This is a genomic window from Staphylococcus shinii (genome assembly GCF_017583065.1).
GTDB lineage: Bacteria > Bacillota > Bacilli > Staphylococcales > Staphylococcaceae > Staphylococcus > Staphylococcus shinii.
On record NZ_JAGEVL010000003.1, the window covers coordinates 484,702 to 510,398 of the forward strand.

Sequence of the window (25,697 nt, forward strand, 5' to 3'; positions counted from 1 at the left end):
AAGCGTGGTTATTAGAATATTAAATCTAACTAAATTTAATTATACAGGCATACATTAATAATATAAGGGTATTATATTATACAAGAGACTTAGAACTCTTATCATAATTAAATTAAATTAATTTAATTGTAATGAGCAAACAGGCTTATTATGCAAAGGATGAGCTGAGGAAGATTTTCCTGCTCATCTTTTTTATTGGAGGCTAAATTTATGAAAAAAATTCTGTTAACTGGCGCTTCGGGTTATATCGGCGGTCATTTAATGAATAGATTAAAAGAAAACTATGAAATTATAGCTGTTTCTAGACATATAGAGAATAAAAAGGACGAACAAAATGTAACTTGGAAATCCGCTGACTTATTTGATTTGAACGAGATAACAGAAGTGATGAAGGATATTGATATCGCTATATATTTAGTGCATTCTATGATGCCTTCAGCTAAATTAACACAAGCAAGTTTTGAAGATATGGATGCATTACTAGCAGACAATTTTGCAAAAGCAGCGAGTTTTAATAAAGTGGATCATATCGTATTTATGAGTGGATTAATACCTAAAACTAATGAATTATCACCACACTTAAGAAGTCGTTTAGAGTGTGAGCGTATTTTAGGGGCTTATGGCGTACCGGTAAGTACTTTAAGGGCTGGTTTGATTATAGGTTCTAAAGGAAGCTCTTACCCAATTCTAAAAAAATTGGTGGAACGTCTACCAGGGTTACTGTTGCCACAATGGGCATATAATACAACGTTGCCAGTAGCTATTGAAGACGTCATTAATGGGCTTTATAAGATCGTAGAACGTAGTCCACATAGTAACGAATCAATTGATATTGGTGGACCAACTCATATGACATATAAAGACTTATTTAAGCAAACTGCTGAAGTGTTAGATAAACGTTTACCTACCTTAGACTTACCAATTATTCCAATTTGGCTAAGTAAATATTGGGTTAAATTGATTTCTGGTGTTCCAAAAGAGATGGTTTATCCATTAATGGATAGTTTGATTCACGATATGGTAAGAAATGAAGAAAATACAGTGGAAGGTATCTCTGTTGGCAAAATAGATTTTAGAGAGAGTGTACGTAAGGCTTTAGCGGAAGAAACTACAAAACAAAAAAAACATAAGAAATCAGGTAAGTCTGCAGTTAAGGATGTTCGCGCAATTTCAAGAGCAATCTTACCTAAAGACATGAATATAAGCCAAGTAACAGAATTGTATGCTGATTTTTTAAATAAGATTACACTAAACGTCGTTAATAGCGATTTTGATGAAGATAACTTTTCAATAACTGTACCATGTTTGAATAAAGATTTACTTTTATTAAAAAAAGATGAAACTGCATCTAATGATGAAAGAATTTTGTACCGTATTGTAGGCGGTGACTTTGCTCTTGATTCAAACGGGGGCAATGCGAGATTAGAGTTTAGAAGATTGCCTAATAGCAATGAATGTATTATAGCGTTACAAGAATATGAACCTACATTACCATGGTGGGTGTATAAGTATACTCAAGCAAAAGTTCATAAAAGTGTAATGAATCTTTTTAAATTGAAGTTGGAAACTACGAAAAGTATTAAAAAAGGAGGCGTAAATATGAAAAAATTTATTTTACCTGTCGTTATTGTAGGCGCAGTGGTTTTAAAATTATATGGATTGAAAAAGTGTTTAGCTAAAAGAAACAATATGTCTAATGCCGAACTATAGTGGTTAGTTGTATAGTTAGTTATAAAGAAGAGGAGATTAACAATGAAAGCAAGCGAGATAATTAAATCAATCATAAAAGTTATAACGCCAGTTATCGGTGGCAAATTTATAGGGAAATTTGCAGTGAAAAATGCTCGAAAAGACTATAAAAAGAATGTTAAACCACCCTTTTCACCGCCTGGATATGTCTTTCCTATCGTGTGGCCAATACTTTATACAACGATGGGTGTCGCTTATGCACTAGTGACTAATAAATCAGAACATAAGACTTTAAGAGGCGTTTACTATACACAATTAGGGCTTAATTACTTATGGTCAGTCTTGTACTTTAAATATAAGTTACGCTTCAGTGCATTAGTAGAGAGCGTTGTATTGCTTGGTGCAGTAATAACTACAACTGTAAAATTTTTCAATGTGAAGAAGATTGCGGGTATCTTGCTAGTCCCATACATGCTTTGGAGTGCATTTGCAACGTATTTAACGGCTGGCAATTGGTTTTTAAATAAAGAGAATCCAAGCTACACAGGAAAAACTGAGAATTAAATTGATGAAAAAAATAATATATAATGCGCTATATTGGTTTATAGTTCAAATGGTCATTGCCCAATTTGGCACGCGTATTAATTATAAATATTTAGAGAAGGATAATATATATTTTAAAAGTTGGAATTTTGAACAAGAAGGTCGATTATGGCAACAATTAGTTAAAGTACAATATTGGAAACATCGTTTACCAGATGGCCAAAATATTAATCCCAATATTGTGAGTAAAACGACATTTGATATATCTAATAATATGTATGAAATACGTCAATTTATATTAGAAACTAGACGTGCTGAACTTGTACATTTATTGTCTATAATCCCTATTATTGTATTTTTTAAATCATCTAAAAGCGTTAAAATCATTAATCTGTTCTATGTCATTATAGCCAATGTGCCTTGTATGGTTGTACAGCGCTATAATCGCCCTAAATTAATACGTATTTATTTAAAATTGCAAAAAAGAAAAGGTGATTAAATGGGAAATAAGAAAGTTGTTGTCATCGGAGGCGGTTTGGGCGGTGTTTCCAGTGCAATTTGTATGGCTCAAGCAGGCTATAAAGTGGATTTATATGAACAAAATAAACATATTGGTGGAAAGGTAAATAGGCTAGAAATAGGTGACTATGGATTTGACCTCGGTCCATCTATTTTGACTATGCCTAAAGTATTCCAACATTTATTCCAAAAATGCGGCAAAAAGCTAGAAGATTACGTTAGTATTCGCAAGTTAGCATTACAGATTAGAAATGTTTATCCGGATGGTCAAATTATAGATTTATATGAATCTATGGAAGATATATTAATAAATAACGAAACATTATCAAATAAAGATATAAAGCAACTTACTGCATTTTTTAATTATGCTCAAAAGATACATGAAGTTGCTAAAAGAAGTTATTTTGATAAAGGATTAGATACGATGTCCGCAATTATCCGTTACCATGGTCCATTTTCAGCCTTAAAACAATTCGACTATTTTCATACAATGCAACAAGCAATTAACAAAAGAGTCGAGAACCCTTATTTGAGAGAAATGCTAGGATATTTTATCAAATATGTAGGATCCTCGTCTTATGATGCTCCAGCTGTATTGAGCTTACTGCCTCAAATGCAACATGTTGAAGGATTGTGGTACGTAGATGGTGGGATCCATAAATTAGCAGAAGCGATGGAACAATTAGCGAGAGAATTAGGGGTGGATATACATTTTAATGCCTCTGTCAAACATATAAATTATAATAACCAAAGCGAAGTGACAGGGATAACGTTAGAAAATAACGAAGAAATATATGCAGATTACATTATATCTAATATGGAAGTAATCCCTGTTTATAAATATTTATTAAATTTTGATGAGCATAAAATAAACAAATTGGAACGTAAATTTGAACCAGCTAGTTCGGGTTATGTCATGCATTTGGGCGTGGATAAAAGTTATCCAGAGCTTAGACATCATAATTTTTTCTTTTCGAATAATTCTAAAGTTAATTATGATGAAGTTTTTCATCAATATGTTTTGCCTGAAGATCCAACAATTTACGTTGTTAATACAAATAAAACAGATGAGCTACAAGCACCAGAAGGACATGAAAATATAAAAATATTGCCACATATACCGTATATTCAAAACAAACCATTTAGTGAAGCGGAATATCATCAATTCCGAGAACGTATATTGGACAAATTGGAGTCTATGGGCTTACAGGATTTAAGACAGCACATAGTATACGAAGATGTATGGACGCCGCATGATATAGAAAATAAATATAATTCTAATAAAGGCGCCATATACGGTGTAGTATCTAGTAAGAAGAAGAATAAAGGTTTTAAATTTCCTAAAAAAAGTCAATATTATAAAAATTTGTATTTTGTAGGTGGGTCCGTAAATCCAGGAGCGGGTATGCCCATGGTAACCTTAAGTGGTATGCAAGTTGCAGAAGCTATTATTATTGGAGAAAGTAGTTGAGGTTGAATGGTACTTTATATGATAGCAATGGTATTAACGATATTATCTTTAATATGTGGAATGTGCATGTATACGCGTCGAGCGGTGATAAGTAACTCCGAAAAAGACAGCGGTCAGACAGCGGTCAGTGTTATTATACCTGCTAGAAATGAAGTTGAGAACTTACCTAAATTACTTAACAGTATAGGTGAAGAGCAAGAAATAGAAGTTATCATTATGGATGATGGTTCAACAGATGACACCCCAGACGTTGCCCGATATCACGGTGCAAGCGTATATACTGTTAAAAATAATGATACATGGCAAGGTAAATCGCATGCTTGTTGGCAAGGTAGTCAATTTGCATCTCATAACTTATTAATGTTTGTTGATGCGGATGTTCAATTTACAAATGGTTACAGTATCCAACGTATAGTCAATCAATATTACTTACAGGGCGCTAAAGGTCTACTTTCTATACAGCCTTATCATAAGATAAAGAAATTATATGAAAATATATCGGCTATTTTTAATTTGATGACAATCGTCGGTATGAATAAATTTTCAATAATTAAATCATCAAATAAAGAACAAAGCGCATTTGGGCCTGTGATTTTGACGAATAAGCGAGATTATGAATTGACACAAGGTCATTTGAAAGCTAAAGACCAAATTATCGAAGGATTTGCCATAAGTAAAGCTTATCATGATTACGATTTGCCAGTTAAATTATATGAAGGTCAAGGGGTAGTCAATTTTAGAATGTATCCCCAAGGATATAAAGCATTATTAGAGGGATGGAGTAAACACTTTGCACTTGGATCTCAAGTAACTAAAAAATCTACACTTACTTTTGTATTTTTATGGCTATTTGGGTCACTTGTAACTATCTTAGCTGTAATCTTTTCTATTAATTTAGACCCATTATATATGATATTAGCCATTATTTTTTATTTTATATATGCTTTACAATTTCACTTGTTTATTAGAAGAACAGGCAATTTTAGTCTTATTACAAGTATTTGTCATCCAGTACTTTTCATATGCTTTGTAGTGATATTTATTAAATCGTGGTTAGATATCAATGTGTTTAAACGTATACATTGGAAAGGCCGTAAAATAGATTTATAATTTAGTTTTTTATAAATGTCGAGTAATTAAAGGCATTTTGAGGAGGGCAACAAATGAATGAGTTAGAGAGAGATTATAACTACTGTCATAATATAATGAAAACACATTCAAAAACGTTTTCTTATGCCTTTGATTTTTTGGATATAAGAAGAAAAAAAGCAGTATGGGCTATTTATGCAGCTTGCAGAATTATTGATGATAGTGTCGATAGATATAAAAACCTTGAGAAATTAGATGAGATAGCGAGTGATTTAGATACTATTTACGGTAATCATATCCGAAGTTATCAAAGTGATGCATCCATTATGAATGCTTTAAATGACACTTTGAATACATATGCAATACCTCAAAACCCATTTAAATCTTTAATTCAATATGTAAAGGGAGATTTAGATTTAAAAGTAATTCAAACAGATTCCGATTTATATGATTATTGCTATGGTGTGGCAGGCACTGTGGGGGAATTGTTAACTCCTATATTAGCTGCATCAAATGAAAATAATTTCGAGCAAGCTAAAGATGCTGCTATTGCTTTAGGTAAAGCAATGCAAATAACTAATATTTTAAGAGATGTTGGTGAAGATTTTCAAAATGGACGGATTTATCTCAGTGAAGAAAAATTAGCTCAATATCAAGTTGAACTACATTCTACATATTATGAAGGAGTTAACTCAGATTATATAGAGCTATGGGAAAGTTATGCTACAGAGGCAGTTGAACTATACAACATTGCACTGAACGGTATTAACTACTTTGATGAAGAGGTACGTTATATCATTGAATTAGCGACAACTACCTATCGTGAAATACTTGAGGAAGTAAGAAAGTCAAACTATACATTGCGTAAAAAAGTATTTGTAAGCAAATTGAAAAAAATAAAAATTCATCGTGATATTAGCGCGAAATATAAAAGGAGTGAAACATTATGAAGCTTGCAGTTATAGGCGGCGGTGTTTCAGGTTTAGCTGCAGCTTCAAGGTTAGCGGCAAATGGACACAAAGTGGATTTATATGAAAAGAATCAACAAATAGGTGGAAGGATGAATCAAATTAAGCAAGATGGGTTTACATTTGATATGGGGCCAACTATTGTAATGATGCCTGAAATTTATCGTGACGTTTTTAATTATGCACATAAAAATATGAATGATTACTTGGAGATTAAACAATTATCACATATTTATGATGTTTATTTTAGTGAAACAGATCAAATTCGTGTACCTACTGACCTTGCACAATTAAGAGATATGCTTGAAGCTATTGAACCTAACTCTACACATGGCTTTATGTCATTTTTAACAGATATATACGAAAGATACGAAATCGCACGCAAACATTTTTTAGAACGTACTTTTAGAAAACCTACAGATTTTTATAACCCTTTTACTTTATACCAAGGAATGAAATTAAAAACGTTTGATAAAGCAGATAACTTAATTGAAAAATATGTAGATAATGAAAAAATTCAAAAAATCTTAGCGTTTCAGACTTTATATATAGGCATTGATCCTAAACGAAGTCCTTCATTATATTCAATTATACCAATGATAGAATTAATGTTTGGTGTTCATTTTATTAAAGGCGGCATGTATAGCTTTGTCAAAGCACTTCAAACATTAAATGAGGAGTTAGGCGTTCAAATTTATACAAATGCAAACGTTGAGGAAATTATCATTGATAGTCGATTTAAGCGTGCAGAAGGTTTGAAAGTAAATGGAAATATAAAAAAGTATGACAAAATAATCTGTACTGCTGATTTTCCATACGCAACCTCGACTCTAATTAAAAATGAACACCACCCCCAAAAATATACGACGCAAAAAATTGATAATATGGACTATTCTTGTTCTGCCTTTTTAATGTATATAGGGGTTGATAAAGATTTATCTGAAGAAATTTTGTTACATAATGTTATATTTTCAAAAGATTTTGATAATAATATTAATGAGATATTTTCCGGAGAAATATCTCGAGATCCTTCAATATATGTATATGCGCCTAGTGTAGAAGATCAGTCGTTAGCGCCAAAAGGTCATACAGGTATTTATATACTCATGCCAGTTTCAGAATTGAAAACAGGCGATGCGGATTGGTCTGATGAAGCAACAATCACAAAGGTAAAGGATATTATTTATAACAAGCTTTCTACAATTAAAGCTTTAGAAAATTTGAAAACACGGGTTGTTACAGAGATTATTTACACACCTAAAGATTTTGAAGGAGATTATAATGCGAAATTTGGAGCTGCTTTTGGTTTAATGCCTACGTTAGCACAAAGTAACTACTATAGACCACCTAATGTTAGCAGAGAATACAAAAATTTGTATTTTGCTGGAGCAAGTGTTCACCCAGGAGCAGGAGTGCCAATTGTATTGACAAGCGCCAAGATTACGGTTGATGCTATGTTAGAAGACATTAATAAGGGTAAATAAAAGAGCGCTTAAATCACTTGTGAATGGGGTGATTTTAAGCGCTTTTTGTATTAATCGAACGTGATGGTTTGGGGTGTATCTAAATTATTATCATTCATAACTTTTATTGAATTTGGAATCACTTTAATTACACATAAGTTCGGATCGTCTTTAGAATCAAAGAAAGTCTTATCTTGTTTTTCCCAAATCCAATCAATAGTTTTCTGATCTTTTAGAATTTCAACATTAGCTTCAATTTCTAAAAAACTACGGTTTGTCGTTTCGTCATAACCTATAAGTACGTGTGCTTTTGGGTTATCTTGAAATTCAGTAATTTTTTTAGACTCAATGCTTGTCTTTGTATAAAGCGTAAGCCCGTCATTATAAAACACCATGTATCTACTGTTAGGTGTATTGTTATGCGCGGTAGATAAGACACCTATTTTTGATGTATTTAATATATTTTCAATTTCATTTTGCAATTGTTCATTATTCATATTTTAATCACCTCTAATAATTCTATACCCTAAAATCCTCTGTAATATGTAAATTTTTAAAAGTGACATTATTTTTTACTGAATTATACATAAGTTATAACGGGTATATGATTGATAAAGTAATTATAAGTTAGAGAATAATTATAAAGTTTAATGTTATCATTTCATTAGTTTATCTAGAGCATTTATCGATTTTATAAAGTTGTATTTTAGGCCAATATGGGAGGCAATAGAATGTATTTAGGAGTCATACTCAACAGAGTTTTTAGAATAAAAGATAATCCACTATTTGATTATGTAGCGGAACATCAAGACGAGATAAATAAAGTGTATTTTATCTTACCTATAGAAGATTTAGCTGATGCAGCAGCAGTAAAGCGTGATTATTACCATAAAGTAGTAAAAGGGTTTGTAAGTGCTTTAGATAAATATAATCTTCACCCTTATATTGTGACGTACGAAAAGTTAGGCGAATTAGTTGATACATTGGCGTTATCTCATGTATTAGTAGCAAAAGATATTATGAGCTACCACAAAGAAACATATGACTATCCTCATGTAAAAAAAGCTTTTGAAAAGCATAATATCACAGTGATTGGACAGCGAGTGAATCATTATTTTCAACCCACAAAGACATTTAATAAACAACAACAGCCTTATAAAGTATTTACTAGTTTTTATAAAGCAAATCGCCAAGATTTAGTACATACCCCTAAGAAAAGTTATCAATATAAGCAGTTGGCTAAAAATGCGGAAAAGGGCTCAAATCAAAGTGACTTAAAACTTAAAAATAATAAAGATATAGAAAAGTTAGCCCGTAAAGCGTGGAATGATTTTTTAAATGATTACATAGCTCATTATAATAAATTGACTGACGATGTAACGCAGGATTTTGTAAGTGGATTAGGAAAATATTTAGCATATGGGCTACTCGATATTCGTGAAATTATAAATGATTTGCTTGAAGGTTACGATAGCGATGAAACAAATTACGAAGGCTTTATTAGAGAAATTATGTTCCGTGAATTTTATTATGTATTAATGTCACAATATCCAGAAACTGCAACTAAATCCTTTTCTAAAAAGTATCGTGATATGCAATGGTCTTATAATAAATTGCATTTTGAAGCTTGGAAAAATGGACAAACTGGCTATCCAATCGTTGATGCTGCAATGAAGAAACTAAACCGTACAGGATATATGCACAATCGCTTAAGAATGGTTGTATCTCAATTTTTAACTAAAAATTTATTCATTGATTGGACATGGGGAGAAGCATATTTCAAACAATATTTGCTAGATTATGATAATGCGTCCAATGTACATGGTTGGCAATGGTCCGCATCAACTGGAACAGATGCAGTGCCTTATTTCAGAATGTTTAATCCTATACGTCAAAGTGAACGTTTCGATGCTCAGGGCTATTTTATTAAGACACAGCTAGAAATTTTCAGTGAGGTTTCTAGCAAAATTATCCACGATCCAACAAAACATAAGACAAAATTTAAAGAAAACTATCATATTGAAATTGGAAAAGATTATCCAGAAGCTATCGTAGATCATAAAAATAGTAGAGACTACGTTATGCATAAATTTAAACAATTTTAATGGATAAATAGATAGGGGAGGCGATGTTCCATATGTTAAAAAATTCAACACATCATATTTACTTAGAACAAAACGATGATAAAGTAATAATAGAAAAATTTAATGAGAAACAGCAATATATCATATTAGAACAAATTAATGATTTACCGCAAAGTGGATTTACAGTTTTTAATCATTTATATGTAAACCCTAGTTTTGAAGAAGACTTTGAGCGCTTGTTTTTAAACAGAAATAGACATTTAAAAAGCTCAGAAGGCTTTGAAAGTTTATTGTTTTTGAAACCTCAAACTAAACATGCGCATTATGTTATTGTAACAGTTTGGACAGACGAAACCGCTTATCAACAGTGGCAAAACTCTAAAGAATATAAAGCATCGCATCACAAAAGAGGGACTGACAGTGGTTCAGACAAAAACATCGTAAATAGAAAGCTATCATTTAATATTAGTCTAGATTTAACTGATAGTTAAGAGCAGTTAAAAAGGTAGAAAAATTTGAAACATAAAGAAACCGATTTATATTAATACATAATAAATGGCTTATATGACCCAGCTTTCAAGCACACTACATCTAGTCACTTACGTATAATACTTAATCTGGAGTTTAGGTAACGGTAAATATAAAGTTTCCCGTGAAACATACAAATAACAGAAAGCTATCGATTAACTATTTTTATGAGACTTTTTAACTCAAGCAAATTGTTATTTATTATTAATTTTATGTTGCTATTATAACGAATATGGGTAATTACAATAAGATACAAAAATAAATTAATGGAGTGGTTGATATATGTTATTGAATGAGTGGAAGCAAGAAAAAGAAACAATGCATTTATTATCACAAATATTAGGAAAATATAAATTAGTAGCAGCTTATCAGCAACCACAATGGGCTCATGTGTCTTTAGATATTACAGTTCAAGGATTCACGACAGGTATGTTGCATGCAGATAATAAAGATTTTTATATTACCGTTAATTTACTTGATGATGAAATTGAGTTGAGAATTGATAACAATAAAGAAATTATAGCGTTGAAAGATGGTCTTACAATCCAATATTATTATCAAGAGATTCAACGTATATTAGCAGAAAACAAAGTGTTCATAGATATCAATACGACACCACAAGAATTCCCAGATACGACGCCATTTGAAGAAGACTTGCACCATCATCACTATGATTCTCAAATTAGTAATAATATGTTGCAGCTAATGAAATTTGCCTATCATGCAGAATCAAAATTCATCGCTCCACTGCGTACTAGAAAATTTACGCCGGGATTATTTTGGGGAACATTTGATATATCATGTGCAATTATCCAAGATATCCATCAACCGTTTGAAAACGATGACATGGTGATTGAACGTGCAGCATTTGATGAGGAAATGATTGAATTTGGATTTTGGTTTGGAGATGATAATTTTAAAGGACCAACATTCTTTGTTTTACCATATCCATTTGCTAATAGAAAATTTGAATGTCATGATGATTTTCCACAAGATAGCTATTTCAGTGAAACTTTAGGAGAGTTTATTATAGAAGTAACAGAATACAGTGAAGAGAGTAAGGAAGAAATCGAAAAATTCTTCTATGAATCTTATAATATTTTAAAAGATTATTTAGAATGGCAAGGATGTATCCATTTTCACTTACCACTTAAAATGGCTAATAATCATTTGACTTAGTCTACCTAAGTTATTCTAAGTTCTTTAGCGTAAAAGGTTAGAGCCATGTAATATGAAAAGATAGGTAAGCTTTGTTTATCAAATCCCGGTCTATATAAAATAAAAACCATTCCTTTTGTTTGTTAAGTACAAGAGAGAATGGTTTTATCATTTTATTCATCAAGTTAGCCTTAGGTTTGTGTGCAGGCATAGTGAAGGTTGTCTAGTGTGAGGTGCGACAGAATAGCCTTTTGCTATTGCTATCTGTACATATAATAAAGTTACGATATGATGGATATAAATAGATGTGGAACCCTTGAAACCAAAGTTTGTTATTTCATTTCAATTTATAGTTTCACTCCATGTCCGTAGCACATCTTACTTCTTATAAGGTAGATTATTAATTTGAAAATAATGTTTTATCTTTAGGTTGATTCTCTAAATAAATTATTTTTCCTTCATTATCTAATCTTGCAATGTCTATACTCTCTTGCGTGTAAACACCTGTTTCAAATCTATTTCCACAAATAGCCCAATGTGTTTTGAAAGTCCCATCTTCTTGTTCTATCCAACCATTATGCATGTGTTTTAAATCTTTATTTGTTTGGTACACACCTTTAACAAATTGTTTCCATGCGTCTTTGCCTTTAAAATTTTTTTGATTCAACACAAATTCAATATCATCGTTAAATAAATCATTTAACTTATCAAAGCTTTCTTCACTATATCTAGCTTCATCGAACAAGATAAAGTATGCATCTAATGTTTTCATTTTATATACCCTCTTTATAAGTTGATTTCTACATAAGCATCCCAATTAACAAGTGTCTTATTAAAATCTTATTTTATATATAATTAAAGGTATCGTATAGATATCTGCTTATGAACAGTCAATTTTATAGTAACCTTTGATAATAAACACTTAGCCATAAATATAGTTGGCAATGATAAACGTGATAGTTGATAATATCATAGATACAATGATGACACCGATTAAAGGCTTAAACGCTCGGTTTTGCAAATCTTTAAATGATACATTTAACCCTAGTGCCACCATTGCCATCAATAAGCAAATTGTTGTTAACGGCTCAATTATTTGCATTATAAACTGAGGTATAGGTACATAAGTATGAAATATTGCCATTAATACAAATCCAATTAAAAAGTATGGCATTTCGATACGTTGGTTTGTATTCCTAGCCTGTGATTTCAAGTTCATCACAAATATAAGTATGATACTTAAAGGTATGAGCAAGAATACGCGACCTAGTTTACCTAATAAGCCAATTCGTAAAGCTGTCTCACCTGAGAAATCTGCAGCAAGAATGACATGAGCAATTTCATGTAGACTCACGCCAGACCATACGCCAAAAACTTTTGGTGGTATTGTGAATAGTGTATAAATTACCGTATAGCCTAGTGAAAAAAGTGTACCAATTAATGCAACGATACCTATACTAATGGCTGTGTCTTTTTCGCGTGCTTTTAAAATTGGAGATACAGCAGCTATCGCGGCAGCCCCACAGACGCCAGTACCAATACCTAGCAATAATGTGATAATTTTATCTCCTTTAATATAGTGATTTAGTAATAACATTAATCCAATACTTACAATGATGACACCACCATCAATAAGTAATAATGCACTACCTTCTCCTATAACATCAAAAATATTAAGCTTTAGACCATACAATATAATGGCGAATTTTAATAGATGTTTAGATGCGAAAGTAATACCTGGACGATAACTTTCAGGATAACCATTAAAATGTCTAAATAGTATTGCGATAACAATTGCAATTGTCAAAGCACCGATCTTATCTAAAAGTGGCAGCTTTGAACTAATTAAACTTATTGCAGCAATAATAAACGTGAATAATATGCCAATGATAAATGGTTTATTGTTAAATTTAGTCATGTAACGTCTCCTCCTTTTATCAAAAGCATAGCACCACAAATTCATAACGTTAAATAAATATTTAGTATATAGGTCATAACAATTTTGGTATGATAAGAATAAACAATGAAAGGTGATAAGACATGGACCCACTGAAAGTGTTAACTGAGGTTGTCAAAGCGCAGAGTTTTACAAAAGCTGCAGAAAATTTGTATACATCACAACCATCAATAAGTAGAGATATAAAGAGACTCGAAATTGACTATGACGTAAAAATATTTGAGTTTAAACATTCGAAAATGGCATTAACAAGTGATGGAGAGAAACTATACCAATATGCGCTGCAAAGAGATCATTTAGAACAAGCACTACGACAAGATCTAAAGAGGCAAACAAATGCAATCGCTGGAGATTTAAAATTGGGTAGCAGTTACACATTTGGCGAATATCGTTTGTCACGACAACTTACTAAATTAGCCCAAATGTATCCAGAATTACATATTCATGTACACTTAGATAATTCAGAAACGATTGCTGAACAAATTAAAAATAACATCGTTGACGTTGGTGTGGTAGAAAAAAAGATACAAAACAATGCGATTATAAGTACGCCAATTGCTCAAGACGAAATAGTATTAATTAAAAAGAAATCTAGCCCGTCTAATTTAGAGACATGTTTTATTCGAGAACAAGGTTCCGGTACGCGTGTATATCAAGAAAACGGTTTGAATCAATTATCATTAAACCCTTATTTAGTAATTATTAATAATACAAGTTTAATTAAAAGTATGGTTCATGCAGGAAACGGTTTTTCGATTGTATCTAAATCAACATTAACACCTGAAGATTTGGAGCAACTTGAAGTTATTAATTTAGATATTGAGAGGTTTTTTTATTTAATTTTACATAAAAATAAATACATTGATGAAAAAATGAAACGAGTTATATCCGTATTAAAGCAAGATCTGGAATGACTTATAAAATGATGTGATTCATATATGGAATATTTTGGTCTAGGAGTAAAGAAGTGGAGTAGAAGTTATTGTCGTTAATTAAAAATTAGTAATAAACAATTAGCAATTAGCATAAGGCAGAAATCAAATGATAGTCATTAATTTCGTGTACCTATGCTATTGAGTGAGTGCTCATTGCTTATTACTAATTGAAAAATGATGCCGATATTCAGAAGCACTGATTTCAAAATGCTTTGTAAAATTTTTAGAAAATAGTAGTGGGTCTTTGTAACCAACGCGTCTTGATATGTCACTTATACGTGTACTCGTATGTATTAATAATTGTGAAGCGTGATACATCCTTATATAGGTTAAATATTCTTTAGGGGAACAACTTAAATTCTTTTTGAATAATTTATATAAATGACTTCGTGTAATATTAACGCTTTTAGCAACATCCTCAACAGTTATATGTTTTTGATAATTTGTGTTTATAAAATCAACGGCATGTTGGATATCTTCATTTACAATATCAACTTGGACAGAAAAATTTTTAGGAAACTTTTCTTGTAAGGTATAAACTAATTGATACAAATATTGCATAATTAGAATATCATTGGAGTTATTTGATTCAATACGCTGAGATAGCTTACAAATGAGTTGAATTATATTTTTAATATCTGTCGTATCTTGTCCTAATATGACATGGCTATCAACAATACTACATCGAGATAAATAATTTAATATTTGTTTACCATTCATACCTACCCAATAATAAGTCCAAGGATTTGAAAATGAAGGCTTATATTCAACTTCCATGCCACGTTCAAGCAAAAAAATATCTCCAGCAGTTAAATGATAAGTTTTACCAGCATAACTAAAAGTACCTTCTCCTTGAGTTACGATATGTAATACAGATTTTTGGAAAACAGTATAATTATAACCAACATTTGGTACGCCGATTTCAATACCACATTCGGCTAAATTTGCATCGATTAGTTTCTTTTGAAATTTCTTCCACAATACTTGCATGTTATCCCTCTTAATTAAAAAACATATTTGAACTTATATTTATATTAGTTGAAAATGAAACATTTTGCCATATATCGTCATCATTATGCTATTCATAACTATAACTTACTACTGATAGAATAAAATCAACATATATGTAAGCGTTTCAATAAGAACTAACTTAGAGGTGAATGTAATGAATAGGCATTTAACAGGAAAACAAAAATTTGCATTTGGCTTCGGTGCCGTCGGTAAGGATGCCATATTTAATATCGTCAGTGTATTTCTAATGTTTTATATTACAGACATAGTAGGGCTATCTCCTGCATTTGTGGGCGTTATGTTATTTGTTGCACGTATATGGGATGCAATTAACGATCCAATTATGGGAATGGTTGTTGATAATACACGAAACAACTTTGGTAAATTTAAGACGTGGCTTGTTATCGGCACATTAATTAATGCTGTAGTAACAGTATTATTATTTACTAATTTTGATTTACCACAAACAGCAATGTACATTTATATTTCTATTATATATATTTCCTGGGGAATGACATATACGATGATGGATATACCTTATTGGTCATGGCTTCCTAACTTAACGCATAACCCAAGAGAACGTGAAGAAGTATCAGTTATTCCAAGATTTTTCGCTAGCTTAGCCGCATTTACTGTCGGCACTTTTGGTTTATTCTTTATACATAAACTTGGTGATATTTTTGGCGGAGGCAGTGATTCTACAGGTATTTTTGTATTCGCAATAATTTGTAGTTTGATTTTTATATTTACCATTGGTGTAACGGTCTTTAAAGTACCGGAAGACCAAGAAATGGAAAAGCAAATAGGTATTAAAGTTAAATTTAAAGATATCGGTCGAATTTTATTTAAAAACAAAGAATTATTAGCAATTATGGGCGTACTCTTAACTTTTAACTTGTGTTTACAAACGTTAAATGGCTCTATTATTTATTATTTTAAATATGTAGTTAATGCAGAACATTTATTTTCAATTTTTAATTCTATGATTTTATGCGAAATGGTTGGTTTACTGTTATTACCACGCTTTATTAAATGGGTTGGCAGAACCGCTGCATTTAATACTTCTATAACATGCATTATCTCTGGATTGTTAATTATTTTGATATCCGGCTACATTGCACCGCAAAGTATGACTTTAGTTATTATAGGAGCGGGAATACTACGAATTGGTTCAGGTTTTATGGTAGGTATCACAACTGTTTCATTAGCAGATGTGATTGATTACGGAGAAGTTAAATTTGGTCAGCGTAATGAAAGTATTATTACATCAACAAATACCTTCTTAACTAAGACTTCTCAAGCGGTGGCGGCTTTAATCGTCGGCGTAGGTTTATCTATTTTAGGTTATACGCCAAACGAAGCACAATCAGTAGTGACAATTAACGGTTTAAGAATCATGATCTTAGTTTCGCCACTTGTTTTCGTTTGCTTAGCTGCATTTTTATACCATAAAGCCTTTAATTTAAAAGGCGACTTTTTAACGGATATTGAAAAGACATTACAGTATAAAAGGCAAAGGGAATTTAGAGAAAGAATCAAATAAAGGGGTTGTTATCCATGTTAGAGCAACAGTTTCATGAAAATTTAGAGATTCAACATGTTAATTTATTACCAAGACGTGCATTTTATATACCATATCAACAAGGGGAAGCGGCTTATCATTTTGGAACAAGATATAATACTCGAAATGTGACATTGTTAAATGGCGAATGGTACTTTCAATACTTTGAGTCAATCGAAGCATATCTAAATCATTCAAATGAACAGGGAATCAAAACACTAACAGTACCATCAGTTTGGAATTTATATGGCTATGATCAAATACAATATTTAAATACTCAGTATCCAATACCTTTTGATCCACCATATGTACCTAAAGATAATCCATGTGGACACTACACGCGAAAATTTACTATCGATGAATATGATCAACAATACGATTATCATTTGAACTTTGAAGGTGTAGATAGTGCATTTTATGTATGGATTAATAATGAATTTATAGGATATAGTCAAATTGCACATGCTATTTCTGAGTTTGATATTTCCAATTTTGTTCAACAAGGTGAGAATCATATCGACGTGCTTGTATTGAAATATTCTGATGGCACTTATTTTGAAGATCAGGACATGTTTCGACACTCGGGCATTTTTAGAGACGTTTATATTTTAAAACGCGCAACTGAACGTGTTGATGATTTTAAAGTGCAAACGAAGCTAAGTGACGATTTAAATTCTGCGAAGATAGATGTAAAAATAGAACGGGCGCACAATCTAAAATCAGTAGAATTTCAATTATATAACCCTGAGGGTGAAGAAATAGCAACCATATTTGGAGCACAGGAATATCAATTTAATGTCTATAAACCTCAATTGTGGTCTACAGAAAGTCCGACTTTATATACATTATACATTGTGACAGATCAAGAAGTGATTGCACAAAAAGTTGGAATTCGTGAAGTGGCTATCCAAAATAATCAATTTTATATTAATGGTCAATCCATCAAACTGCGTGGGACAAATTACCATGATAGTCATCCAGAAACTGGTTATGTAATGACAGAATCCCATTTTAAAAAAGACTTAGAATTGATGAAACAAGGAAACTTTAACGCCATTCGTACGGCACATTACCCAAAATCTCCACTATTTTACGAAATGACGGACCAATATGGTTTTTATGTAATGAGCGAGGCTGATATTGAGACGCATGGTGTCGTTAGGTTATATGGTGAAGACAATAATGAAGATTTTAATATTATAGCTGACGATAGTAAATTTGAAACAGCTATTATAGAGCGTATTGAAGCTTCTATTATGCCACTGAAAAATTACAGCTCTATCGTATCTTGGTCATTAGGAAATGAGTCGGGATTTGGTAAGAATATGGTCAAAGGTGCAGCACGTGCCAAATCACTAGACAATACAAGGCCAATTCATTACGAAGGTACATTATATCGAGATAAGCAACAACACTATGATCTATCTAATATAGATATGATTAGTAGAATGTATCCTTCTCCTGAAGAAATTGAGGAGACTTATTTGAAGAAACCGGATTTGGATAAACCGTTTATCTTATGTGAATATGCACATGCAATGGGCAATTCTCCAGGAGATTTACACGCTTACCAAACTCTAGTTGAGCAATACGATAGCTTTATCGGAGGATTTGTTTGGGAATGGTGCGATCACGCTATTCAGATTGGAATGAAAGAAGGCCAACCTATTTTTAGATATGGTGGCGACTTTGGAGAAAAACTACATGACGGTAATTTCTGTGTCGATGGCATTGTTTTTCCAAATAGGGTGCCCCATGAAGGTTATTATGAATTCAAACAAGAACATAGGCCATTAAAACTTGTGTCACAAGATAATTTTAAAATTGTGCTACGTAACCAATTGGATTTTACGTCTGCAGAGCAATATATGTTTGTAGAGGCTACAGTGACAAATTTGAATGGGGGAAAAACGATCAGTGAAATACCTCTTTCAAATTTCTTGCCACATACTACGCAAACAATTGATTTGAGCGATTATATCAATATAGAACATATCAGTGATGTCATATTACGGTATAAATTAAAAGATGATGATCAATTTCGTCATGAAAATTTTGAATTAGGACATGATCAAATCGTATATCAACGTCGAATAATGAAAGAGCAGGATGAGCAATCTAGTGAAAATGATATTTTAGTAAATGAAACTTATAAATTAATCAAAGTTGCATTAGGTAAAAGTGAAACGTATGTTTTTAATAAAGGTAATGCAAGTCTTGAGTCAGTTCTCAAGCATAATCATATAGTAATTAACCAAAGCACAACAAATAATATTTGGAGAGCTCCCACTGATAATGATACGAATATAAAATGTGATTGGGATTACTCTGGTTATAAAGATATCACTACACGCGTGCACGATTATCAAATTTTAGAAAGCGAGACAGAGGTCAGTCTTATTTTTAATATAGCGATGGTTAATGACGCGGTGCCACCGGTACTATTTGGCACAGTGACTTGGCGTGTTCAACATGATGGAATACTTAATGTAACTTATGAGTTAGAAAGAGATGTGAAAGCGCCTTACTTACCACGATTTGGTTTAGGTTTGACCTTACCTAAAGTATTTGAACAAGTGAAATATTATGGCAAAGGTCCTTTCAGTAGTTATCAAGATAAAGGTGTAGCCAATTATTTAGATGAGTTTGAGACGACTGTTACAGGTAATGGTGAAGTCCATATCAGACCCCAAGAAACGGGAAGTCATAATGAAACTACATTTGTTGAAATTAGTGATGGGTGTAAAAGGGTTATCGTGACAAGTGATAATACATTTAGTTTTAATACAACACATTATTCATTAAAACAGCTGACCGAAATAATCCATAAAGATGCACTAGAACTTGAAGATCAAACCTATTTATATATCGATTATGCACAAAGCGGTATAGGTTCAAATAGTTGTGGACCAGAATTAAATGAAGCATATCGATTAAATGATCGACACATCGAGTTTAGCTTTAATTTGAAATTTGTCTAAGTAAGTTTTCGAATAATATGTAAATAAAAACAACCCTAGTTAACTAATGTTAGTCAATTAGGGCTGTTTTTTATATTGCTGAAATCCAACTTAATGATTAGTGATTTCTATATTAAAATTTTCTCATTATAATTCTTGATTCTTAAATACTTTTAATGAAGTAACATAAGATAGAACAAAAGCTATTATGCCAACTAATGCATATACGCCGACAACCAATATGCTGTTTCCTAAATTTGTAGCGTCTGAACCTGATACTGCAACTTCTGATAAATTCATGCCAAAAAAGACGATGAAAAATAAGAAAAGTACAATGAACGACGTTGAAATTAAAATAACATTAGAATTTTCGGGCCCAAATTTAAATGTTAATGGGAACATCATGGCATAAGTACCTGCGCCTCCAATACCTACTAGTATAGACATGAGTATTACATTGAAATCTTGCGTAATTAATGAAACAGATATGACGCCAAATATAAAACCAATTAAAGTGAGTATCCCATAAAAGCTAAAGTAACTATTAACATAAGCGCTTCTGCCACTTGGGAGTGTTGAGATATAGTACATCCATTTTGAATCTTTTTCATGTTTAATGTTATCCGTAACTGGCGTTATGAGGAACAACATTGGTAAAAAACATGCCATAATTGGATTGATAAATGCAAAAATAACGGCCGCTACTATCGCTACTATGAGATATGTATAAAGAGATTTTTTTGATGAATAATAACTACTTAATATTAAGCCTTTCATTAGCTATCACCTCGCATAATTAATTTTATTGCATCATCAATGGTTTCTAATGGGCGAGCATCTGTAACCGCCGTGCGATCATTGATTAATGAGATTCTAGAACCTTTACGTACTCTGGATGCGATGAGTATATCGTTTGGGATATTGAATTCCTCTTCGCTTTGTTCTAAAATACCGTAATGATTAAATAAATTGTCTTTTTTCTCCTCTAAAATGATTTCTCCATTTTTCATAAATACGAGTTTTGTTGCAAGCTGTTCTATGTCTTCTGAAATATGGGATGAAATTAGAATACCGTTACCTTTAGCAACGTAATCTTCTAAAATTTCAATGACTTCTTCACGACTAGAAACATCCATACCTGCAGTTGCTTCGTCTAAGATAAGAACCTTACTATCGTGACTTAATGCGATTGTTAAAGCAGCTTTCATGCGCATACCTCGAGAAAAAGAAGCTATTTCATTTGTAGTAGGTAATTCAAAATTTTTAATAATAGCGAAGAATTTCTCCGAGTCCCATGTTTTGTAAATTCTAGAAAAGACTTTATCTATATCTTGAATAGTTAATTTGTTTGGAACGCGTAAATCATCAAAGACGACACCAATATGCTCTTTATGTTGGTTATCATTTGCTGCTATAGGTTTATCAAAATAACGTATTTCTCCTGAATCTTTAAAACGGTTACCGACCAAGGTATTAATTAATGTAGATTTACCAGATCCGTTTTTACCAATTATGCCAATCACTTCATTAGGTTCAAGCGTTAATGAGATATCAGAAAGTTGAAAATCTGATTTTTTATATGATTTATTAAGATTCTGAATTTCTAATAAATTTTCCATAATATCCTCGCTTCCAAAATTTATTTTTATTTATAAAATTTACTGACTTTTAACAAATATCCAAAGGCATTGTAGATAAATAAGACAATCAGTATAACCAGGCCAACAAATTGATTGATTCCTGAAACCATAGAAAATATGCCTAAAATAATAGCTCCTATTATAATTAAAGTAAGGTTTACGTGATAAGTTTTGTACATAGAAATTAATGTAATGTGACGTTCACCTTCATCCATTATTTGTAAAGTTTTTTCAGTATATTGTGCTTCGCCTTGTTTAGGATAACGAGAATCATATTCTCTAACAAAGAAGCCAATCATTAGAGAAGGGAATATCGTAATTAAATAAGGAATAATAGCATAAAATGTCACTGTACTATCGGCGTCGACAGATACAATAACAAGCAGTGTAACTAAACTAATTAATACTTGAATATAATAAATAAAGCTAGAACGCATAAATTTTAAATTTGCTTTTTCTTCCAATTCGTCTGTTTGATAACCACCTAAATTTTCTTTCATTTTAGTCTTATATTTAAGCGCATCCTTGTGAATCTTATGAAGAAAAATGGTTAGTATTATATTTAGAATTGAAGCAATAATTGATGTGATAATGGCGATGTTATAACTTGGTAATTCAAAATTTAAGAAGGTTCTTGTACTGTCATATAAACCAATGAAAATACCTATAACACCTCCAACAATACCCCCTAATAAAGTTAATAGTAAATATCGTCCTACTTTCATAAATCCCTCTCCTCTATAATGAAAATATTTTCGACAGGTTCATCAAATATTCTTGCAATTTTAACTGCAGTTAAAATAGATGGCATAAAATCATTTCTCTCAATTAGGGAAATGGTCTGTCGTGAAACGCCTGCCTTTTTAGCAAGTTGTGTTTGATTATAGCCATCACGAGCACGCAATTCTTTAACACGATTTCGCAAATATTATCAACTCCTTGCGTACAATATATAATACTTTGATATATTTGACAACCATATTTGTCAAAATGACGTATATAGATGTCTTTTTCGAACAGTGAAAAAGCTACTAAAAGCACGTAGTATAGCCTTTAGCAGCTTATTAAAAAAATAAATTTAATCTTAGCAAGTTTGCTTATATTTTTCTTTTAATAATATAGTACATATAAATCCAATGATTAATAATCCAGCAGCGAGATAAAAACCAGTTGCCATAGCACCAGTTAAATCCGTTAAATAGCCAGTCACGTATGGAGCAAGTATAGATGCCGTCATCCCTATGAAATTATAAACACTAAAAGATGTACTTAGTGCATTTTTAGGAGCGTTATCTGCAACTACAGCTATTAAGACGGGGTTTGTACTTATCTTCCCAACAATTCCATAGCCAATTAAAGCAATATATAAAATCCATAAATGATCAAACATAACGATGGAAATTGTAAATATAAATGCTAAAGGTATCATTACTAATAATACTGGACGACGACGACCTAATCGATCAGAAAGCCAACTAAAGAATAGTGAGCCAGGTATAGCAGCCCAAGGAACTAATGAGGCTATAAAGGCTACTTGGGCGCCATTGATACCACGTTCGGTTTCTAAGTAATATGGTAACCACGTAATAATCATAAAGAAACCATAAATTGAGCAGAATATAATAATGTACGCCAATATCAAATTTCGATTTTTGAATAAACTAATGAATTTAAAAGGTACTTGTTGCTCAGTATGTGTTTGGATAAACCTAGGGCGTTCTGTAATTACTTTATACATTAACAAAGCTAGCAGAAGTATAGGTATTGCCATGATGAAAAAAGGTATATGCCAATTCATACCATATTCCTGAACGGTATAACTTGAAATAAAATAACCAATTGAAGTACCAAATGCCATACCACTATTGATTAATGCACTACCGAGTGTGATATGTTTTTCAGGAATGGCTTCTGAGGATAATGCGTATTGAGGACCGTAAAACATTCCTTGTGCTAACCCAACAATAAGCCAAGATAGCATAAATAGGAAAAATGTCGGCATTATACCAGTAATAACCATAAATACCCCAAAAACTATCATACTCGGGACAAGCATTTTCTTTCGGCCAATTTTATCTCCTAATATACCTGAAGGGATTTGAGTTAAAGTATAGCCAATAAAGAATACACTCATGATAATACCGAGTTGTGCATTGTTTAAAGAGAAAGTGCTTTTAATATCGCCCATAATTGGGTTCAATATAGTACGTGCAGCATAGATCACTAACCATCCTAATGTAAAGATAGTAACTAATTTAATCCAGTAATGTTTACTAAGTTGTATTGATTCTTGTTGCATATCTCATTACTCCTTCCAAATACATAAATTCACAATTATAATAGCCCGAAATTCAGTAAAATACCTTGTTAAAAATGCCAAAAATAGACAGATGTTTTGATGAAAATGCTGAGACTAAAAAAGTGTGAAAATGATGCTTAACAACTTAGATTATATAGCTTAAATGTATCGGATTTTCCAAAAATGGTGGAGTATCAGTGTTGTTGAAATTAGAATAGTTAATGTGACGATTAGTATTCTGGCAGAAGAATTAATATAGATATAAATTTTAAGTAGATATATTTATAACTATATTGTTTTATTCTTTCTATTTTTTCTTCCTAGAATAAAAAGTGCAAATATAAATTATAAAATATAGATAATGTTTGTTATAATTATAACATGATAAATAAATTTAATAATAAAAAATGTGTAATTATAGTATTTGTCCTTTGAAATAGAATAAATAAGCCATACATGAGCAATTTAAATAAGCATCAAGATCTATTGGATTACATATCGAGAAACGGACAACATCTAATTGCAATTTAGGAGGAATAAAATTGACAACATCTAACAAACTTATATTCAATCGTACATACATGCTCATGTTAGCAGCAGGTATTTTTGCCATGATTGGATTTAGTACAATTTTAACAACGATTACATGGTATGCAGTTAAAGAATTACAATCGTCCATGGCATTAGGTTACATATTAGTATCGGCTACGGTGCCTAGATTACTAATGATGACATTTAGTGGTATGGTAGCTGATAAATTTAAGAAAACAACGATTATGTATTATTCAAATATTGCAGAAGCTGCTGTTTTGGTGATCCTCTATTTTCTTATTATTAATAATCAACTTTCATTAATTCCTTTAATGATTTTAGCTGCTTTTTTCGGTATGTTAGACGCATTTTTTGGTCCTGCATGTACCTCATTGATTCCTAAAGTAGTTAAACAAGCGCAACTCCAAAGAGCTAATTCTCTTTTCCAAGGGGGTACTCAAATATCATTTATACTTGGACCAATTGTTGCAGGTATGATTATGGAAAACTTTTCAATCGCAACAAGTTTTTACGTCGCGCTAATCTTTGTATTTTTATCAGCGATATTCGTTTTCCCGTCCTTTATCAAGGAAACGGAAGTACCAGAACGTTCCAATGAAACGCCGATTAAAGATATTATTGAAGGGTTCCGTTATGTAAAATCATCCCGTTTTTTAATTACAGGAATTATTATTCTTGTTACTGCTAACTTTTTTGGTCTGGGAGCTTTAAGTGTAGGTATACCTATATTAGTAGAAGCTTCGGGAGGTACGCCTATCAATTTAACTTACTTACAATCGAGCTTAGGTGTAGGTATGCTTTCAGGAACAGTATTACTAAGTATCGTCACTTTAACTAAAGTTAGAGGGAAAATAACATTATTTACATTATTAGCTATGCTTTTAATATTCTTAGCATTTACACAAGTAACAGATTTAATTTGGCAAATAGTATTATTATTCTTAATAGGGTTTTCATATACAATTGTTTATATTCCGTTTATTACCATGGCTCAAGAATTTTCAGATGAAAAGGTGACAGGCAGAGTCATGAGTTTAATCTTCCTTGCAATGACTGGTTTCGATCCAATTTCATATGTTGTTATTTCAGGATTAAATACAATGGATATTTCAATTTTTAATGTTTTAGCAATTTCAGCCACAGCCAGTATCGTCGTATGGTTGTTTATTCTAATGAACTCTAAAGTATATAGAACAATTGATTAATAAAGATTTGATTATCATAAAATTTTATATATAAGCGAGAGCCTCTCACTAATTATAATAGTGGG

At 31.7% G+C, this 25,697-nt stretch carries 23 protein-coding genes; 14 read left to right on the forward strand and 9 right to left on the reverse strand.

Annotated features, from left to right (window positions below; all coding sequences use genetic code 11):
• The first annotated feature begins 210 nt into the window (after window positions 1–210).
• From J5E45_RS06080 to J5E45_RS06110, 7 genes are all read left to right on the forward strand, one after another.
• On the forward strand, window positions 211–1,710 hold the full coding sequence (locus J5E45_RS06080; RefSeq protein WP_107549785.1) for an NAD-dependent epimerase/dehydratase family protein: 1,500 nt from the start codon (window positions 211–213) through the stop codon (window positions 1,708–1,710).
• 42 nt (window positions 1,711–1,752) lie between these two features.
• Window positions 1,753–2,253 carry a TspO/MBR family protein gene (locus tag J5E45_RS06085; RefSeq protein ID WP_101050587.1) on the forward strand — a complete coding sequence of 167 codons (501 nt, stop codon included), beginning with the start codon at window positions 1,753–1,755 and terminating at the stop codon, window positions 2,251–2,253.
• Between the two features lie 4 nt (window positions 2,254–2,257).
• A complete protein-coding gene (locus J5E45_RS06090; RefSeq protein WP_208181834.1) occupies window positions 2,258–2,731 on the forward strand; it encodes a glycosyl-4,4'-diaponeurosporenoate acyltransferase CrtO family protein in 474 nt (157 codons plus the stop codon).
• Complete coding sequence (locus tag J5E45_RS06095; RefSeq protein WP_208181836.1) at window positions 2,732–4,222, forward strand: phytoene desaturase family protein; 1,491 nt, start codon at window positions 2,732–2,734, stop codon at window positions 4,220–4,222.
• A 66-nt stretch (window positions 4,223–4,288) separates the two neighbouring features.
• Complete coding sequence (locus J5E45_RS06100; protein ID WP_069793366.1) at window positions 4,289–5,332, forward strand: glycosyltransferase family 2 protein; 1,044 nt, start codon at window positions 4,289–4,291, stop codon at window positions 5,330–5,332.
• A 53-nt stretch (window positions 5,333–5,385) separates the two neighbouring features.
• A complete protein-coding gene (locus J5E45_RS06105) occupies window positions 5,386–6,261 on the forward strand; it encodes a phytoene/squalene synthase family protein (RefSeq protein ID WP_069793367.1) in 876 nt (291 codons plus the stop codon).
• Complete coding sequence (locus J5E45_RS06110) at window positions 6,258–7,763, forward strand: phytoene desaturase family protein (RefSeq protein ID WP_208181837.1); 1,506 nt, start codon at window positions 6,258–6,260, stop codon at window positions 7,761–7,763. Before J5E45_RS06105 ends, J5E45_RS06110 begins: the two co-directional genes overlap by 4 nt.
• 50 nt (window positions 7,764–7,813) lie before the next feature.
• Here J5E45_RS06110 and J5E45_RS06115 read toward each other — a convergent pair whose 3' ends face one another.
• Window positions 7,814–8,239, reverse strand: coding sequence for a pyridoxamine 5'-phosphate oxidase family protein (locus tag J5E45_RS06115; protein WP_039068208.1), 426 nt, complete (start codon window positions 8,237–8,239; stop codon window positions 7,814–7,816).
• A gap of 234 nt (window positions 8,240–8,473) precedes the next feature.
• Here J5E45_RS06115 and J5E45_RS06120 point away from each other — a divergent pair, with 234 nt between their 5' ends.
• From J5E45_RS06120 to J5E45_RS06130, 3 genes are all read left to right on the forward strand, one after another.
• Window positions 8,474–9,847 (forward strand): cryptochrome/photolyase family protein, encoded by a 1,374-nt coding sequence (locus tag J5E45_RS06120; RefSeq protein WP_208181839.1) that lies wholly within the window; start codon window positions 8,474–8,476, stop codon window positions 9,845–9,847.
• A gap of 32 nt (window positions 9,848–9,879) precedes the next feature.
• On the forward strand, window positions 9,880–10,317 hold the full coding sequence (locus J5E45_RS06125; protein WP_039068206.1) for an antibiotic biosynthesis monooxygenase family protein: 438 nt from the start codon (window positions 9,880–9,882) through the stop codon (window positions 10,315–10,317).
• Between the two features lie 319 nt (window positions 10,318–10,636).
• Window positions 10,637–11,533, forward strand: a complete 897-nt coding sequence (locus J5E45_RS06130) for a DUF5996 family protein (RefSeq protein WP_107549780.1) — start codon at window positions 10,637–10,639, stop codon at window positions 11,531–11,533.
• A gap of 379 nt (window positions 11,534–11,912) precedes the next feature.
• Here J5E45_RS06130 and J5E45_RS06135 read toward each other — a convergent pair whose 3' ends face one another.
• Together J5E45_RS06135 and J5E45_RS06140 are read right to left on the reverse strand one after the other, a co-directional pair.
• Window positions 11,913–12,284, reverse strand: coding sequence for a nuclear transport factor 2 family protein (locus tag J5E45_RS06135; RefSeq protein ID WP_208181840.1), 372 nt, complete (start codon window positions 12,282–12,284; stop codon window positions 11,913–11,915).
• 150 nt (window positions 12,285–12,434) lie between these two features.
• A complete protein-coding gene (locus J5E45_RS06140; protein WP_107549778.1) occupies window positions 12,435–13,430 on the reverse strand; it encodes a YeiH family protein in 996 nt (331 codons plus the stop codon).
• Window positions 13,431–13,552: 122 nt separating this feature from the next.
• Here J5E45_RS06140 and J5E45_RS06145 point away from each other — a divergent pair, with 122 nt between their 5' ends.
• Window positions 13,553–14,383: a LysR family transcriptional regulator gene (locus J5E45_RS06145; protein ID WP_107549777.1), complete on the forward strand. Its 831-nt coding sequence runs from the start codon at window positions 13,553–13,555 to the stop codon at window positions 14,381–14,383.
• A 171-nt stretch (window positions 14,384–14,554) separates the two neighbouring features.
• Here the strand turns inward: J5E45_RS06145 and J5E45_RS06150 are convergent, their stop codons facing one another.
• Complete coding sequence (locus J5E45_RS06150; RefSeq protein WP_101050576.1) at window positions 14,555–15,394, reverse strand: AraC family transcriptional regulator; 840 nt, start codon at window positions 15,392–15,394, stop codon at window positions 14,555–14,557.
• 175 nt (window positions 15,395–15,569) lie between these two features.
• Between J5E45_RS06150 and melB the strand changes: the two genes are divergently transcribed.
• Together melB and J5E45_RS06160 are read left to right on the forward strand one after the other, a co-directional pair.
• Window positions 15,570–16,958, forward strand: coding sequence for a melibiose:sodium transporter MelB (melB, locus tag J5E45_RS06155; RefSeq protein ID WP_039068200.1), 1,389 nt, complete (start codon window positions 15,570–15,572; stop codon window positions 16,956–16,958).
• 14 nt (window positions 16,959–16,972) lie between these two features.
• Window positions 16,973–19,957 (forward strand): glycoside hydrolase family 2 TIM barrel-domain containing protein, encoded by a 2,985-nt coding sequence (locus J5E45_RS06160; RefSeq protein ID WP_208181841.1) that lies wholly within the window; start codon window positions 16,973–16,975, stop codon window positions 19,955–19,957.
• A gap of 126 nt (window positions 19,958–20,083) precedes the next feature.
• On the opposite strand, the gene J5E45_RS06165 is transcribed toward J5E45_RS06160, so the two are convergent.
• The 5 genes from J5E45_RS06165 to J5E45_RS06185 form a co-directional block, all read right to left on the reverse strand.
• Window positions 20,084–20,713: an ABC-2 transporter permease gene (locus J5E45_RS06165; RefSeq protein WP_107548553.1), complete on the reverse strand. Its 630-nt coding sequence runs from the start codon at window positions 20,711–20,713 to the stop codon at window positions 20,084–20,086.
• Window positions 20,713–21,555 carry an ABC transporter ATP-binding protein gene (locus tag J5E45_RS06170; protein ID WP_107548552.1) on the reverse strand — a complete coding sequence of 281 codons (843 nt, stop codon included), beginning with the start codon at window positions 21,553–21,555 and terminating at the stop codon, window positions 20,713–20,715. The genes J5E45_RS06165 and J5E45_RS06170 overlap by 1 nt, the downstream gene beginning before the upstream one ends.
• A gap of 26 nt (window positions 21,556–21,581) precedes the next feature.
• A complete protein-coding gene (locus J5E45_RS06175) occupies window positions 21,582–22,301 on the reverse strand; it encodes a DUF3169 family protein (RefSeq protein ID WP_039068196.1) in 720 nt (239 codons plus the stop codon).
• Entirely contained in the window at window positions 22,298–22,501 is a 204-nt protein-coding gene (locus J5E45_RS06180; RefSeq protein ID WP_039068195.1) for a helix-turn-helix transcriptional regulator, read from the reverse strand. Before J5E45_RS06180 ends, J5E45_RS06175 begins: the two co-directional genes overlap by 4 nt.
• 159 nt (window positions 22,502–22,660) lie before the next feature.
• Window positions 22,661–23,875: an MFS transporter gene (locus J5E45_RS06185; RefSeq protein WP_101094171.1), complete on the reverse strand. Its 1,215-nt coding sequence runs from the start codon at window positions 23,873–23,875 to the stop codon at window positions 22,661–22,663.
• A 542-nt stretch (window positions 23,876–24,417) separates the two neighbouring features.
• Here J5E45_RS06185 and J5E45_RS06190 point away from each other — a divergent pair.
• Window positions 24,418–25,632 (forward strand): MFS transporter, encoded by a 1,215-nt coding sequence (locus J5E45_RS06190; RefSeq protein WP_039068193.1) that lies wholly within the window; start codon window positions 24,418–24,420, stop codon window positions 25,630–25,632.
• The last annotated feature ends 65 nt before the right edge of the window (window positions 25,633–25,697 follow it).